The sequence below is a fragment of the Achromobacter sp. ACM03 genome, assembly GCF_014851665.1.
Lineage (GTDB): Bacteria > Pseudomonadota > Gammaproteobacteria > Burkholderiales > Burkholderiaceae_B > Achromobacter > Achromobacter aegrifaciens.
The window spans coordinates 1,073,536-1,086,840 of the sequence record NZ_JACVAD010000001.1 but is presented as its reverse complement, the minus strand read 5'-3'; the positions used below and the strand labels follow the sequence as shown (position 1 = coordinate 1,086,840).

The 13,305-nt window shown below is 66.5% G+C and carries 13 protein-coding genes; 9 read left to right on the top strand and 4 right to left on the bottom strand.

What is annotated here, in order from left to right:
* Nucleotide 1: 1 nt before the first annotated feature.
* Nucleotides 2–718, bottom strand: a complete 717-nt coding sequence (locus IB257_RS04930; protein ID WP_054453865.1) for a TetR/AcrR family transcriptional regulator — start codon at nucleotides 716–718, stop codon at nucleotides 2–4.
* A gap of 165 nt (nucleotides 719–883) precedes the next feature.
* Here IB257_RS04930 and IB257_RS04925 point away from each other — a divergent pair, with 165 nt between their 5' ends.
* The 3 genes from IB257_RS04925 (at nucleotide 884) to IB257_RS04915 (ending at nucleotide 3,375) form a co-directional block, all read left to right on the top strand.
* The gene (locus IB257_RS04925) at nucleotides 884–1,933 is read left to right on the top strand and encodes an NADP-dependent oxidoreductase (protein WP_192491936.1); all 1,050 of its coding nucleotides are present in this window, start codon (nucleotides 884–886) and stop codon (nucleotides 1,931–1,933) included.
* The gene (locus IB257_RS04920) at nucleotides 1,930–2,610 is read left to right on the top strand and encodes a type 1 glutamine amidotransferase domain-containing protein (RefSeq protein ID WP_119449637.1); all 681 of its coding nucleotides are present in this window, start codon (nucleotides 1,930–1,932) and stop codon (nucleotides 2,608–2,610) included. Before IB257_RS04925 ends, IB257_RS04920 begins: the two co-directional genes overlap by 4 nt.
* A 165-nt stretch (nucleotides 2,611–2,775) precedes the next feature.
* Entirely contained in the window at nucleotides 2,776–3,375 is a 600-nt protein-coding gene (locus IB257_RS04915) for an HD-GYP domain-containing protein (RefSeq protein ID WP_054453873.1), read from the top strand.
* A gap of 49 nt (nucleotides 3,376–3,424) precedes the next feature.
* On the opposite strand, the gene IB257_RS04910 is transcribed toward IB257_RS04915, so the two are convergent.
* Both IB257_RS04910 and IB257_RS04905 read right to left on the bottom strand, forming a co-directional pair.
* Nucleotides 3,425–5,023, bottom strand: coding sequence for a glycerol-3-phosphate dehydrogenase/oxidase (locus IB257_RS04910; protein ID WP_054454808.1), 1,599 nt, complete (start codon nucleotides 5,021–5,023; stop codon nucleotides 3,425–3,427).
* A gap of 5 nt (nucleotides 5,024–5,028) precedes the next feature.
* Nucleotides 5,029–5,820 carry a DeoR/GlpR family DNA-binding transcription regulator gene (locus tag IB257_RS04905; protein ID WP_013394120.1) on the bottom strand — a complete coding sequence of 264 codons (792 nt, stop codon included), beginning with the start codon at nucleotides 5,818–5,820 and terminating at the stop codon, nucleotides 5,029–5,031.
* 210 nt (nucleotides 5,821–6,030) lie between these two features.
* Between IB257_RS04905 and IB257_RS04900 the strand changes: the two genes are divergently transcribed.
* The 6 genes from IB257_RS04900 (at nucleotide 6,031) to IB257_RS04875 (ending at nucleotide 12,071) form a co-directional block, all read left to right on the top strand.
* Nucleotides 6,031–7,116, top strand: coding sequence for an ABC transporter ATP-binding protein (locus IB257_RS04900; protein ID WP_175213469.1), 1,086 nt, complete (start codon nucleotides 6,031–6,033; stop codon nucleotides 7,114–7,116).
* A complete protein-coding gene (locus tag IB257_RS04895) occupies nucleotides 7,116–8,204 on the top strand; it encodes an ABC transporter ATP-binding protein (protein WP_054453877.1) in 1,089 nt (362 codons plus the stop codon). The genes IB257_RS04900 and IB257_RS04895 overlap by 1 nt, the downstream gene beginning before the upstream one ends.
* On the top strand, nucleotides 8,201–9,091 hold the full coding sequence (locus tag IB257_RS04890; protein ID WP_054453879.1) for a carbohydrate ABC transporter permease: 891 nt from the start codon (nucleotides 8,201–8,203) through the stop codon (nucleotides 9,089–9,091). The genes IB257_RS04895 and IB257_RS04890 overlap by 4 nt, the downstream gene beginning before the upstream one ends.
* Complete coding sequence (locus IB257_RS04885; RefSeq protein WP_054453881.1) at nucleotides 9,084–9,896, top strand: carbohydrate ABC transporter permease; 813 nt, start codon at nucleotides 9,084–9,086, stop codon at nucleotides 9,894–9,896. Before IB257_RS04890 ends, IB257_RS04885 begins: the two co-directional genes overlap by 8 nt.
* Before the next feature lie 19 nt (nucleotides 9,897–9,915).
* Nucleotides 9,916–10,224 (top strand): DUF2160 domain-containing protein, encoded by a 309-nt coding sequence (locus IB257_RS04880; protein WP_054453883.1) that lies wholly within the window; start codon nucleotides 9,916–9,918, stop codon nucleotides 10,222–10,224.
* Between the two features lie 116 nt (nucleotides 10,225–10,340).
* Nucleotides 10,341–12,071: an ABC transporter substrate-binding protein gene (locus tag IB257_RS04875; protein ID WP_054453885.1), complete on the top strand. Its 1,731-nt coding sequence runs from the start codon at nucleotides 10,341–10,343 to the stop codon at nucleotides 12,069–12,071.
* Nucleotides 12,072–12,131: 60 nt separating this feature from the next.
* Here the strand turns inward: IB257_RS04875 and IB257_RS04870 are convergent, their stop codons facing one another.
* Complete coding sequence (locus IB257_RS04870) at nucleotides 12,132–13,226, bottom strand: sensor domain-containing diguanylate cyclase (RefSeq protein WP_082400964.1); 1,095 nt, start codon at nucleotides 13,224–13,226, stop codon at nucleotides 12,132–12,134.
* Nucleotides 13,227–13,305 lie beyond the last annotated feature (79 nt).

The following is a 13,305-nucleotide window of genomic DNA, read 5'->3' as shown; positions in this document are numbered from 1 at the left end:
GTCAGCGTCCTGGAGTGGCGGGAGTCGGGGCGGACGGCGAGAACAGGCCGCCGGTGAGCATGGCGATGGCGTGGGCCGCGATCGCGCGGGTGTCTATGGCCTGCGGTTGCGCAGCGTCCAGCAGGACGCGCCGCCACAGGCCGGAGGTGGCCAGCGGGAGCAGGGTCAGGCCCAGGACGGACAGAAAGACCAGCCGCGGTTCCACGTCCGGGGTGATGGCGCCCGCGCGCTGGCATTCGGCGATGAGGCCGATGAAGGCCTGCAGGCGCTCGACGGGCAGATGGCGCAGCACGCGTTCGCGCAGCTGGCCGCCTTCATTCACGACCTCGTGCAGCCACAGGGCCGGCAGCCAGGGCCGTTCGACCGCGCTTTGCACCAGCCGGCCCACGACCTCGGCGATGAAGGCGCGCGCGGCAGCGGCGGGGTCCGCTGCGGGAATCTGAGGTTGTGGCAACGGCGACCAGACGTAGCCGATGACCGGCACGATCCGCTCCTGCACGACCGCGTCGATCAACTGGTCGCGGCTCTTGAAGTAGTAATGCACCATCGCCGTGGTGACGCCGGCGCGTTGCGCAATGTGCGTGAGCGTGGTGGCCGCCACGCCCTGGGCCGCGAACAGGCCGGTGGCGGTGTCCAGCAGGTTGGCGCGGGCGGCGGCATTGTCGGGTCGCGGCGGGCGGCCGGGCCGGCGGGACGGGGTAGAGGGAGCGGAACGCATGGCGCGTATGTTAATTAAATTATTAATTAATTAAAAGAGGGGCGCGCTTCAGGGTTACACGCCGGATGCGCCGGCTTAGATGGTGTAATGGGCCGGTACCCCATCCCGCCATCCGGGTTGTGTGCGCCAGGCCCGGGCGGCTTTCTTGCAGGAGGCTGGACCGTCATGCCCCAATCGTCTTCCATCAACCGCCGCATCGTGCTTGCCGCGCGCCCGCAAGGCGAGCCGGCAGACCGCGATTTCCGCCTGGAAACCGGCGAGGTGCCGCAGCCCGGCCCCGGCCAGGTGCTGCTGCGCACCGTGTACCTGTCGCTCGATCCCTATATGCGCGGCCGCATGAGCGACGCGCCGTCCTATGCCGAACCGGTGCAGGTCGGCGGCGTCATGGTCGGCGGCACGGTGACGCGGGTCGAAGCCTCCAACCATCCCGACTACCGCCCAGGGGAGTGGGTGCTGGCGCAATCCGGCTGGCAGGACTACGCCCTGTCCGATGGCGCCGGCCTGCTGCGGCTGGGTCCCAATCCCGAACACCCGTCCTATTCGCTGGGCGTGCTGGGCATGCCCGGCTTCACCGGCTACATGGGCTTGCTGGACATCGGCCAGCCCAAGGCGGGCGAGACCGTGGTGGTGGCCGCGGCCAGCGGCGCGGTGGGGGCGGTGGTCGGCCAAATCGCCAAGATCCATGGCTGCAAGGTGGTCGGCATCGCGGGCGGCGCGGACAAGTGCAGCTACGCAGTCCAGGAACTGGGCTTTGACGACTGCCTGGACCACAAGGCGCCCGACCTGCCAGGCCGCCTGGCGCGCGCCGTGCCGCAGGGCATCGACGTGTATTTCGAGAACGTCGGCGGCGCGGTCTTCGACGCGGTGCTGCCGCTCTTGAACCCGCGCGCGCGGATACCGGTCTGCGGCCTGATTTCGGCCTACAACGCCACCAGCCAGCCGCAAGGGCCGGACCGCCTGGGCCTGCTGATGCGCACCATCCTCACCAAGCGCCTCAAGATGCAGGGCTTCATCATCTTCAACGAATACGCGCACCGCTACGGCGAATTCCGCGAGGCGATGGAGGGCTTGATCAAGCAAGGCCGCATCAAGTATCGCGAGGACGTGGTCGATGGACTGGAGAACGCGCCGCGCGGCCTGATCGGGCTGCTCAGGGGTGAAAACGCCGGCAAGCGCATTGTGCGCGTCGGCCCGGACGAAAGGAGCGCCACATGAACATCCTGATCGTGCTGACTTCCCACGACACGCTGGGCAACACCGGCCGCAAGACCGGATTCTGGCTGGAAGAATTCGCTGCGCCGTACTACGCCTTCGTCGACGCGGGCGCCAAGGTCACGCTGGCTTCGCCCGCAGGCGGCCAGCCGCCGCTGGACCCCAAGAGCGATGACCCCGACGCCCAGACCGACGACACGCGGCGCTTTCGCCAGGACAAGGACGCGCAGCGGCAACTGGCCGCCACCTTGCGGCTGGCGCAGGTGCAGGCGGCCGACTACGACGCCGTGTTCTACCCGGGCGGCCACGGCCCCTTGTGGGATCTGGCGGAAGATCCCAATTCGGTCTCGCTGATCGAGACCATGCTGGCGGCGGGCAAACCCGTTGCGGCCGTATGCCATGCGCCCGGCGTGCTGCGCCACGCCAAGACGGCCGACGGCAAGCCGCTGGTGCAGGGCAGGCAGGTCACCGGCTTTTCCAACGCCGAAGAGGCGGCCGTGCAGTTGAGCGACGTGGTGCCTTTCCTGGTCGAGGACGAGCTGAAGCAGTTGGGCGGGCAGTACAGCAGCGGCCCGGACTGGCAGCCGCACGTGGTCGGCGATGGCTTGCTGGTCACGGGCCAGAATCCTGCATCTTCCGTCGGCGTGGCGCAGGCGCTGCTGGACAGGTTGAAGGATTGAGCGCTGGCGGGCCGGACCCGGTTCCCGCGGGATGCGGGGGCGGGTCCGGCTCTGCTTTGCCCTGGCGCGCGGCATCTGATCGGCAAGGATTGCTGCGCAATGTGTCAGAATCGCGACCTTTTGCTACAGCGCAAAGCGGCAAGAGCCCATTGCGCGCGATGACCGATGCCTCCAGACGTACCCGAATATCCCGCTGGCTCCTGCGTGGCGGCCTTGTTTGCCGCCATGCGGGCGCGCGACCCGGCCACCGGCCGCCATTCCGAAAGAGTTGTTGCGCTGAGCGTGGCGCTGGCCCGGGCCTGCGGCCTGCCGGAATCCGAACAGGAGGCGGTCGCGGTCGCTGCCCGCCTGCATGACATCGGCAAGATCGGCACGCCGGATCGTGTGCTGTATTCGCCGAAGCGGCTGGACAAGGACGATTGGGAAATCATGAAGGCGCACGCCGCAGTGGGCGCCGACATCATCATGCACAGCGACATTCCGCAACGCGAGCTGATCGCGCGGGCGGTGCGCCATCATCACGAACACTTCGACGGTTCGGGCTATCCCGCAGGACTGGCGGGCGAGGACATTCCGCTGCATTCGCGCATCATTTCGCTGGCAGATTCCTACGACGCCCTGGGCGATGCGCGTCCCTACCATCCTGCGCGCACGCATGCGGAGATCATGCGCATCCTGAACCAGGAAGCCGGCGCCAAATGCGACCCGGCCCTGTTGCGCACGTTCGAAGCGATGATCGCGAAGAGCCCCCTAAGGGTTCCGTAGCGCAGATCCCGTCAGCATCGCCGACGGGTCGGGCACTCCGGATGGGCGGTCACTTCAAGCGGTAATTCGCTGCCACCACCGCCAATTCCTGCAGCGTGCGCTGCTGCCACGCGGCATCATGCCCCAGCTCTTCGGCCAGGATGCGAGCCACTTCGGGCGCCGCCAGCATCGCGGCCTCGCTGTCCAGGAACAAGGCGCGGTTGCGCCGCGCCAGCACGTCCTCGGCGCTGCGCGCGAGTTCGTACCGTGCGGCGAAACGCACGTGCGCCTCCGACAAGCCGCTGCTCCTGACCAGCATGCGGTCCGCGCCGGGCAGCGCCTTCAGGGCCGGCAGGTCGCTGCCGTAGTAGCTGTCCGGCGTGCCGGCATGCTCCTGCGACGGCGCCAGGCCCGCCGCGCCATGCAGCGGCAGCGATTCCGTGCGGCAGGTGGCCTGCGTCAGCAGCTGGTGCTGGATGGCCGTGTCGACCACGTCCTGCGCCATGCGGCGGTAGGTGGTCCACTTGCCGCCGGTGACGGTCACCAGCCCGGCCTTGGACACCAGGATGGTGTGCTCGCGCGACAAGGACTTGGTGGAGGCTTCGCCCGTGGCCTTGACCAGCGGACGCAGCCCGGCCCAGACGCTGGTGACGTCGTCGCGCGTGGGCTTGCGGCTGAGATAGCGCGCCGCGGTGCTGAGGATGAAATCCACATCCTGCGCGCCCGCCTGCGGATCCAGCGGCAGATCGTCGCGCGGCGTATCGGTGGTGCCGACGATGGTGTGGCCGTTCCATGGCACCACGAACAGCACGCGGCCGTCGTCGGTCTTGGGGATCAGGATGGCGCGCTTGCCCGGCAGGAAATCCTGCGGCAAGGTCAGGTGCACACCCTGGCTGGGCGCCACCATGGTCTGCGCGTTCTTGTCTTCCATGCGCCGTACCGCGTCCACCCACACGCCGGTGGCATTGACCACGCAGCGCGCGCGCAACGTGAAGCTGGCGCCGCCGATCGCGTCCTGCACCGTTACGCCGTCGACCTTGCCGCCCGTCATGGTCAGGCCGGTGGCGCGCATGTAGTTCACCGCGGTGCCGCCCAGGTCGAACAGCGTGCGCATCAGGCTTACGGCCAGGCGGGCGTCGTCGAACTGGCCGTCGTAGTACAGCACGCCGCCCTTGAGATTCTTGCCCTGCACGTTCTCGGCCAGCGTCGGCGCATTGGCCAGCGTGTCGCGGCGCGACAGCCAGCGGCTGGGCGACAGGTTCAGCTTGCCGGCCAGCATGTCGTACATCTTCAGGCCGATGCCGTAGAAGGGCTGGTCGAACAGGTTGTAGGCCGGCACCACGAAGCCCAGCGGCCACACCAGGTGCGGCGCGTTGCGGTTGAGCAGGCCGCGTTCATGCAGCGCTTCGCGCACCAGGCTGACGTTGCCCTGCGCCAGATAGCGCACGCCGCCGTGCACCAGCTTGGTGGCCTTGCTGGACGTGCCCTTGGCGAAGTCCGCGCCTTCGATCAGCAGGGTGCGATAGCCGCGCGAAGCGGCATCGACCGCCGTGCCCAGGCCGGTGGCGCCGCCGCCGATGACGATCACGTCCCAGGAGTGCGTGTTGTCCAGCGTGTTCAGGAGGCGGTTGCGGTCGGGCGGGGCGACGGGGGCTAGGGGTTGGTTCATGGGATTCAAGGTGTTTGCTTCAAGGTATTCGGGGCGGCCGCCACGTCGCAGCGCACGCCGGCGTCCAGCAGGACTTGCGCCAGCGGCTCTTGCGGATGCGCGTCGGTGAAGAAGCGGTCGATTTGCGAGATGTGCGCCAGTTCCACCATGGCCTGGCGCTTGAATTTGCTGCTGTCGGCGGCGAGCCAGACTTCGCGCGACTGTTCGATGATGGTCCGCGCCACGCGCACTTCGCGGAAGTCGTAATCGCGCAGCGTGCCGTCGGCCTCGATGCCGGAGATGCCGATCAGGCCGATGTCGACCTTGAACTGGCGGATGAAGTCCATGGTGGCTTCGCCGACGATGCCGCGGTCGCGCGAACGCACCACGCCGCCGGCCACGATGACTTCGCAGTCCGGGTTGTCCGAGAGAATGTCGGCCACGTGCAGGTTGTTGGTGATGACGCGCAGGCCGCGATGGCGCAGCAGGGCGCGCGCAATGGCTTCGGTGGTGGTGCCGATGTTCAGGATCAGCGAACAGCCGTCGGGCACGGCGCGGGCCACGGCCTCGGCGATGCGCTGCTTGCCGGCGGCGTGCAGGCCCTGGCGCTTGCGGTAGGCGATGTTCTCGATGGTGGACGCTTCGATGCGCACGCCGCCATGGAAGCGCGACAGCAGGCCCGCTTCGGAAAGAATATTGACGTCGCGCCGCACGGTCTGCAGCGTGACGTCAAAGCGTTTGGCGAGTTCCTCGATCGAGGCCGAGCCTTGGGCCCGCACCATTTCGATCAGGGCGCTCTGTCTGGGATTCAGTGTCATGTTCGTATAGTAAAACAACAAAAGCGAAAAATAATGACGCGCCGCAAGATTGTTTTTTGTTCGCTTCTTGAGTAAAACGCACAATAAACGAAAGCTATCTGAAAGAGTATGCTCATCCTGTTGTTCGCTTGAATGCAGGCCGAGACCGCTGTACCGAATACCGAAGTCCGCCGTAAAAACAGGGACGTATAAGTAGGTAGAGGAGACCAGATGCAGCTGAACTTGGACAGGGTAGGTTTGCGGGCCGGCTCGCAGACGCACCTGTATCCCATGAGCCTGGCCCCCGTCGAGGGCGCCATGACGGTATTGCTGGGGGCCACCCTGGCGGGCAAGACCTCGCTGATGCGCATCATGGCCGGGCTGGACCGGCCCACCGAGGGCCGCGTACTGGTCGACGGCGCCGACGTGACCGGCGTGCCGGTGCGCCAGCGCAACGTCGCCATGGTCTACCAGCAGTTCATCAATTACCCGTCCATGTCGGTCTACGACAACATCGCTTCGCCGCTCAAGCTGCGCGGGGCGGCGGACATCAGCGAAAAAGTCCGCGCCATGGCGGCGCGGCTGCACATCGACCACCTGCTGGAGCGCTACCCCTCGGAGCTGTCCGGCGGGCAGCAGCAGCGAGTGGCGCTGGCCCGGGCGCTGGCCAAGGACGCGCCGCTGATCCTGCTGGACGAGCCCCTGGTCAACCTGGACTACAAGCTGCGCGAGGAACTGCGCGACGAACTTTCCGAATTGTTCGCCGAAGGGCGCTCCACGGTGGTCTATGCCACGACCGAGCCGGGCGAGGCCCTGTTGCTGGGTGGCCACACCGCGGTGCTGGATGCGGGCGAATTGCTGCAATACGGCCCCACGGCCGAGGTCTTCCATCGCCCCAATTCCATCCGCGTGGCCCGCGCCTTCAGCGACCCGCCCATGAATCTGTTCTCCGCGCGCCGTACGGGGTCGGGCTTCGTGCTGCAGGGAGACCTGGCGGTGGAGCGGGCGCTGCCGCAAGGCGCCGATGCGGAGATCACCGCCGGCCTGCGCGCCGGCGCTCTCGATGTCGAGCCGCGACCCGGGCACATCGCGCTGCCCGGGGTGGTGAAGCTGGCCGAGATCTCCGGATCCGACACCTTCGTGCATGCGCAGACGGCGGCGGGCGACGTGGTGGCGCAACTGCCCGGGGTCCACCGCTACACGCTGGACCACCGTGTGCAGTTCTATTTCGACCCGGCGCAGACCTACGCCTTCGGCGCGGGCGGCGCGCTGCTGGCGGCGCCGCGGCAGCCGGCGGGCGCTGGGGAGACGGCCTGATGGCGCAGATCGAGCTGGACCTGTCCCATTCCTACGTGGCGGACCCCAAGACCGACGAGGACTACGCACTGCTGCCGCTTTCGTTCACCTTCAAGGACGGCGGGGCCTACGCCTTGCTGGGTCCGTCCGGCTGCGGCAAGACCACGCTGCTCAATTGCGTGTCGGGCCTGCTGCGGCCGTCGCACGGGCGCATCCTGTTCGACGGCCAGGACGTCACGGACAAGACGCCGCAGGCGCGCAACATCGCCCAGGTGTTCCAGTTCCCGGTGGTGTACGACACCATGACCGTGGCCGAGAACCTGGCGTTTCCGCTGCGCAACCGCGGCATGGCGCCCAAGCTCATCGGCGAGCGGGTCGGGCGCATCGCCGAGATGCTGGAGATGTCGCATGTGCTGGACCGGCGCGCCAGCGGCCTGACCGCCGACGCCAAGCAGAAGATCTCGCTGGGGCGCGGACTGGTGCGCAGCGACGTGTCGGCCATCCTGTTCGACGAGCCGCTGACCGTGATTGATCCGCAGCTCAAATGGGAGCTGCGCCGCAAGCTCAAGGAAATCCACCACGAGTTCAAGCTGACGCTGATCTACGTGACGCACGACCAGACCGAGGCGCTGACCTTTGCCGACGAGGTCATGGTGATGGCGCGCGGCAGGGCGGTGCAGGTCGGGACCGCGGATGACCTGTTCCAGCGGCCGGCACATACCTTCGTGGGCCATTTCATCGGCTCGCCAGGCATGAACTTCCTGCCGGCGCAATGGCGCGACGGCGGCCTGGAGGTGGGCAAGAGCCGCGTCGCCGGGGTGCCGGCGGAGATGGCGGCAAAGCTGGACGGCGCGGGCCCCGTGAAGCTGGGCGTGCGTCCGGAGTACTTGCGCATTACCGAGCCGGGCGCGCCCGGCGCCCTGGCCATGCGCGTGGAGCGGGTGCAGGACGTGGGCACCTACACGCTGCTGGTGGCGGACTTCGAAGGCACGCCGGTGCGCGCCCGGCTGGCCAGCAACATCGTCCCGGCCGCGGCTGGCGGCACGGTCTGGTTGTCGGCGCTGAATCCGCACACCTGCTTTTACCGCGACGAGGAGCTGATCCGATGAAACCCATAGATCACCGGGCCTGGTTCCTGGTCCTGCCCGTGGTGCTGTGCGTGGCGTTCTCGGCCATCCTGCCGCTGATGACCATCGTCAACTATTCGGTGCAGGACATCATCTCGCCCGAGCGCCGCGTCTTCGTCGGCACCGAGTGGTACGCCGCCGTGCTGCAGGATGAAGAACTGCATGGCGCGCTGTTCCGCCAGATCGGCTTTTCGCTGGCCGTGCTGGCCATCGAGATCCCGCTGGGCATCCTGCTGGCACTGTCCATGCCGGCCAGCGGCTGGCGCGCTTCCGCGGTGCTGGTCATCATCGCGCTGTCGCTGCTGATTCCCTGGAACGTGGTCGGCACCATCTGGCAGGTGTTCGGGCGCACCGACATCGGCCTGCTGGGCGCCACGCTGTCCTGGCTGGGGGTGGACTACAACTATACGGGCAACGACGTCGACGCCTGGGTCACGGTGCTGGTCATGGACGTCTGGCATTGGACGCCGCTGGTGGCGCTGCTGTGCTACGCCGGCTTGCGCGCCATCCCCGACGCCTACTACCAGGCCGCCCGCATCGACGGCGCCTCGCGCCTGGCGGTGTTCCGCTATATCCAGCTGCCCAAGATGCGCGGCGTGTTGATGATCGCGGTGCTGCTGCGCTTCATGGACAGCTTCATGATCTACACCGAGCCCTTCGTGCTGACGGGCGGCGGGCCGGGCAACGCCACGACCTTCCTGTCGCAGTACCTGACGCAGAAGGCGGTGGGCCAGTTCGACCTGGGGCCGGCGGCCGCGTTCTCCATCATCTATTTCCTCATCATCCTGCTCTTGTGCTTCATCCTCTACAACTGGATGCAACGCGCCGGCACCACCGGCGGCTTTGACGAGGAGCGCTCAAATGCGTGAGAAAAATTCCCGCTGGCGCGGCGTCTTCCTGACCCTGTACCTGGTCTTCGCCATCCTGCCGCTGTATTGGATGCTGAACATGTCGTTCAAGACCAATACCGAAATCGTCAGCACCCTGACGCTGTGGCCGCGCGACTTCACCTTCGAGCACTACCGCACCATCTTCACCGACCCGGCCTGGTACTCGGGCTACATCAACTCGCTGATCTACGTGGTCATCAACACGGTGATCTCGCTGGCCGTGGCGCTGCCGGCCGCCTACGCCTTTTCGCGCTACCGCTTCATTGGCGACAAGCATGTGTTCTTCTGGCTGCTGACCAATCGCATGACGCCGCCCGCGGTGTTCCTGCTGCCGTTCTTCCAGCTCTATAGCTCCTTCGGCCTGATGGACACGCACCTGGCCGTGGCGCTTGCGCACCTGGTGTTCAACGTGCCGCTGGCGGTCTGGATCCTGGAGGGCTTCATGTCCGGCGTGCCGCGCGAGATCGACGAGACCGCCTACGTCGACGGTTATTCCTTCCCGCGCTTTTTTCTGACGATCTTCCTGCCGTTGATCAAATCGGGCGTGGGCGTGGCGGCGTTCTTCTGCTTCATGTTCAGCTGGGTGGAGCTGCTGCTGGCGCGCACGCTGACCTCGGTCAACGCCAAGCCCATCGTCGCCACCATGACCCGTACCGTATCGGCCTCCGGCATGGACTGGGGCGTGCTTGCTGCGGCGGGGGTGCTGACCATCGTGCCGGGCGGCATCGTCATCTGGTTCGTGCGGCATTACATCGCGAAGGGCTTCGCGATGGGCCGGGTGTAGAGGCAAGGAGGGCGCGCTCATGTTCAGCTGGATGGTATGGACCACTCCCGTCGCCGTGTTCTTTTCCTGCATCGTGCTGATGCTGGTAGGCATGACGGTATGGGAACTGAAATCGCCCACGGCCGAGCGCAAGGGCTTCCTGCCCCTGCGCACCACGCGCGGCGACCGCCTCTTCATCGGCCTGATGGCTGCGGCCTGGCTCAACCTGGCGTTCCTGGGGTTCGGCCAGAAGGCAGCGGAATGGTTTTCGCTGGACGAGCCGCCATCGGTGTGGATCAGCTTCATCGCGTCCATGCTGCTGCTGGCTTTCGTCATGAGGAAAGGTTGAAGAGGGGCGCCAGACCCCTCGCGTATTCAAGCGGTTGGTAAGGACTATCGGCCAGCGTCTTCCCCGGCCAGCGGTCCGCAGCAAACGATGGGGAAGACTTATCGAGGAGACAGGTCATGAAATTGCGCATGCACGCCATGGCAGCCGCCATCGCACTGATCGGGACGTCGGCGGCCTGGGCTGGCGAACCGGAAGCGAAGAAGTGGGTCGATTCGGAGTTCCAGCCTTCATCGCTGTCCAAGGACCAGCAAATGGCCGAGATGAAGTGGTTCATCGAGGCCGCCGCCAAGCTCAAGGCTAAGGGAGTGAATGAAATCAGCGTGGTGTCCGAAACCATCACCACGCACGAATACGAGTCCAAGACGCTGGCCAAGGCTTTTTCCGAGATCACCGGCATCAAGGTCAACCACGACCTGATCCAGGAAGGCGACGTGGTCGAGAAGCTGCAGACCTCGATGCAGTCGGGCAAGTCCATCTACGACGGCTGGATCTCCGATTCCGACCTGATCGGCACGCACTACCGCTACGGCGCCATCCTGCCGCTGTCCGACTACATGGCGGGCGCGGGCAAGGAATGGACCAACCCCAACCTGGACCTGAAGGACTTCATCGGCACCAAGTTCACCACCGCTCCGGACGGCAAGCTCTATCAGCTGCCCGACCAGCAGTTCGCCAACGTCTACTGGTTCCGGGCCGACTGGTTCGCGCGCCAGGACCTGAAGGACAAGTTCAAGGCCAAGTATGGCTACGAGCTGGGGGTGCCCACCAACTGGTCCGCCTATGAGGACATCGCCGACTTCTTCTCCAACGACGTCAAGGAGCTGGACGGCAAGAAGGTCTATGGCCACATGGACTACGGCAAGAAGGACCCGTCGCTGGGCTGGCGCTTCACCGACGCTTGGCTCTCCATGGCCGGTGCCGCGGACAAGGGCCTGCCCAACGGCATGCCGGTGGACGAGTGGGGCATCCGCGTGGCGGACGACAAGTGCACCCCGGTCGGCGCGTCGGTCGCGCGCGGCGGCGCCACCAACAGTCCGGCTGCGGTCTATGCCCTGACCAAGTACGTGGACTGGATGAAGAAGTACGCGCCCCAGCAGGCCATGGGCATGACCTTCTCGGAATCCGGCCCGGTGCCGGCCCAGGGCCAGATCGCCCAGCAGATCTTCTGGTACACGGCGTTCACCGCCGACATGACCAAGAAGGGCCTGCCGGTGGTCAACGACGACGGCACGCCGAAGTGGCGCATGGCCCCGTCGCCCTACGGCCCGTACTGGAAGGACGGCATGCAGAACGGCTACCAGGACGTGGGCTCGTGGACCTTCTTCAAGTCCACCAACCCCGACAAGATGGCCGCGGCCTGGCTGTATGCGCAGTTCGTCACGTCCAAGTCGGTGTCGCTGAAGAAGTCCATCACCGGCCTGACCTTTATCCGCGACAGCGACATCAACAGCGAGTTCTTCACCAAGAACGCGGCGAACTACGGCGGCCTGATCGAGTTCTACCGCAGCCCGGCGCGCGTGGCGTGGACGCCCACCGGCAACAACGTGCCTGACTATCCCAAGCTGGCGCAGCTGTGGTGGAAGAACGTCGCCACCGCGGTCACGGGCGAAAAGACTCCGCAGGCCGCCATGGACAACCTGGCCAATGAAATGGATCAGGTCATGGCGCGTCTGGAGCGCGCCGGCATGGCGCAGTGCGCGCCCAAGCTCAACCCCAAGAGCGACCCCAGCAAGTGGCTGTCGGACCAGCATGCGCCGTGGAAGAAGCTGGCCAACGAAAAGCCCAAGGGCGAGACGATCGCCTATGAGAAGCTGCTGGATGCGTGGAAGCAGGGCAAGGTGAGGTAAGCCGGCCGAACGCTGCGCACGGCCTGGACCCGGCATCGCGCCGGGTCCTTTTTTTGCCCGTCAGTGTATGACGCGCGCCGCCTTGCGCGCGCGCTTGACTTCATACATGCGGGCATCGGCCAGGCGTACCGCCGCTTCAGCGTCCAGGCCGCGCGGATCCAGCGCCACCACGCCGACGCTGGCGCCTTCGTACGGGACGGTCGCCTCGCCGAGCTGGTAGCGGCCCACGGTGGCGGCGGTGGCGCGCTCTTCCAGGGAGCGGGCGGCTTCTTCGGCGTCGCCGCGCGGCGCGTGCACGCCATGGGGGCCGTCACCCGCCACCAAGGCAGGGCCGGGGCCGATCAGCACGAATTCGTCGCCGCCTATGCGGCCCAGCATGTCAGAGCCGCGCAGGGCCGCGGAGATCCGGCGCGATACCTCCTGCAGGAACACGTCGCCTTGCTGGTGGCCGTAGACGTCGTTGATGCCCTTGAAACCGTCCAGGTCGATCACGCCGACCAGCACGCTGCCGCCTTCGCGGATGGCGCGCGCCTGCAAGCGGTCCAGCGCCTCGTAAAGCGCGCGGCGGTTGGGCAGGCCGGTCAGGGTGTCGGTCAGCGCATATGACATGAGCTGGACGTTGGCCGCGTGCAGCTGCTCCATCAGCATTTCGCGTTCCAGGAAGCGGGCGATCACGCTGGAGAACAGTTTCAGCACCGATTCGGCCTGCGGCTCGATCTGGTGTCGCGTGGCGCTGGCGGCGCACAGGGTGCCGAACAGCACGCCGTCATCGGTGCGCACCGGGGCGCTCAGATAGGTTTGTATGCCCAGTTGCCGGGCCGCGTCGGAATCCGGCCAGCAGCTGGAGACATCGCTGGTGCACATGCGGCCTTCGTCCAGCGCGCGTTTGCACAGGGTGTCGTCCCAGGGCACGGACAGGCCTTCGGGGATTTGCAGTGTGCCGGCGTTGCGCGCGTAGCGGATGCTCTGGAGATCCGCCTTCAGGTCGATGGACGTGAGATAGGTGGATTCCAGCCCGGTCACCGCGCCCAGCATGTCCAGCAGCGGTCGCGTCAGCTGTTCGACCGACTTGGCCTCGGGCAGGGTGGTCGACAGTTCTGCAAGTATTGGATCCAGCACGGCGTCTCCAGGAAGCATGGGCATACGGGTGGGCATATGAACCTGCGGCCCGACGCTCCGTGAGGAGCGCGGGCCGCGCATGTCCGCCATTATGCACGCTGTGCCGCGGGTTGCA

Excerpts from the sequence above, each read along its gene's own strand:
- IB257_RS04930 (WP_054453865.1), bottom strand. The coding sequence starts at position 718 with ATGCGTTCCGCTCCCTCTACCCCGTCCCGCCGGCCCGGCCGCCCGCCG.
- IB257_RS04925 (WP_192491936.1), top strand. The coding sequence starts at position 884 with ATGCCCCAATCGTCTTCCATCAACCGCCGCATCGTGCTTGCCGCGCGC.
- IB257_RS04920 (WP_119449637.1), top strand. The coding sequence starts at position 1,930 with ATGAACATCCTGATCGTGCTGACTTCCCACGACACGCTGGGCAACACC.
- IB257_RS04915 (WP_054453873.1), top strand. The coding sequence starts at position 2,776 with ATGCCTCCAGACGTACCCGAATATCCCGCTGGCTCCTGCGTGGCGGCC.
- IB257_RS04910 (WP_054454808.1), bottom strand. The coding sequence starts at position 5,023 with ATGAACCAACCCCTAGCCCCCGTCGCCCCGCCCGACCGCAACCGCCTC.
- IB257_RS04905 (WP_013394120.1), bottom strand. The coding sequence starts at position 5,820 with ATGACACTGAATCCCAGACAGAGCGCCCTGATCGAAATGGTGCGGGCC.
- IB257_RS04900 (WP_175213469.1), top strand. The coding sequence starts at position 6,031 with ATGCAGCTGAACTTGGACAGGGTAGGTTTGCGGGCCGGCTCGCAGACG.
- IB257_RS04895 (WP_054453877.1), top strand. The coding sequence starts at position 7,116 with ATGGCGCAGATCGAGCTGGACCTGTCCCATTCCTACGTGGCGGACCCC.
- IB257_RS04890 (WP_054453879.1), top strand. The coding sequence starts at position 8,201 with ATGAAACCCATAGATCACCGGGCCTGGTTCCTGGTCCTGCCCGTGGTG.
- IB257_RS04885 (WP_054453881.1), top strand. The coding sequence starts at position 9,084 with ATGCGTGAGAAAAATTCCCGCTGGCGCGGCGTCTTCCTGACCCTGTAC.
- IB257_RS04880 (WP_054453883.1), top strand. The coding sequence starts at position 9,916 with ATGTTCAGCTGGATGGTATGGACCACTCCCGTCGCCGTGTTCTTTTCC.
- IB257_RS04875 (WP_054453885.1), top strand. The coding sequence starts at position 10,341 with ATGAAATTGCGCATGCACGCCATGGCAGCCGCCATCGCACTGATCGGG.
- IB257_RS04870 (WP_082400964.1), bottom strand. The coding sequence starts at position 13,226 with ATGCCCACCCGTATGCCCATGCTTCCTGGAGACGCCGTGCTGGATCCA.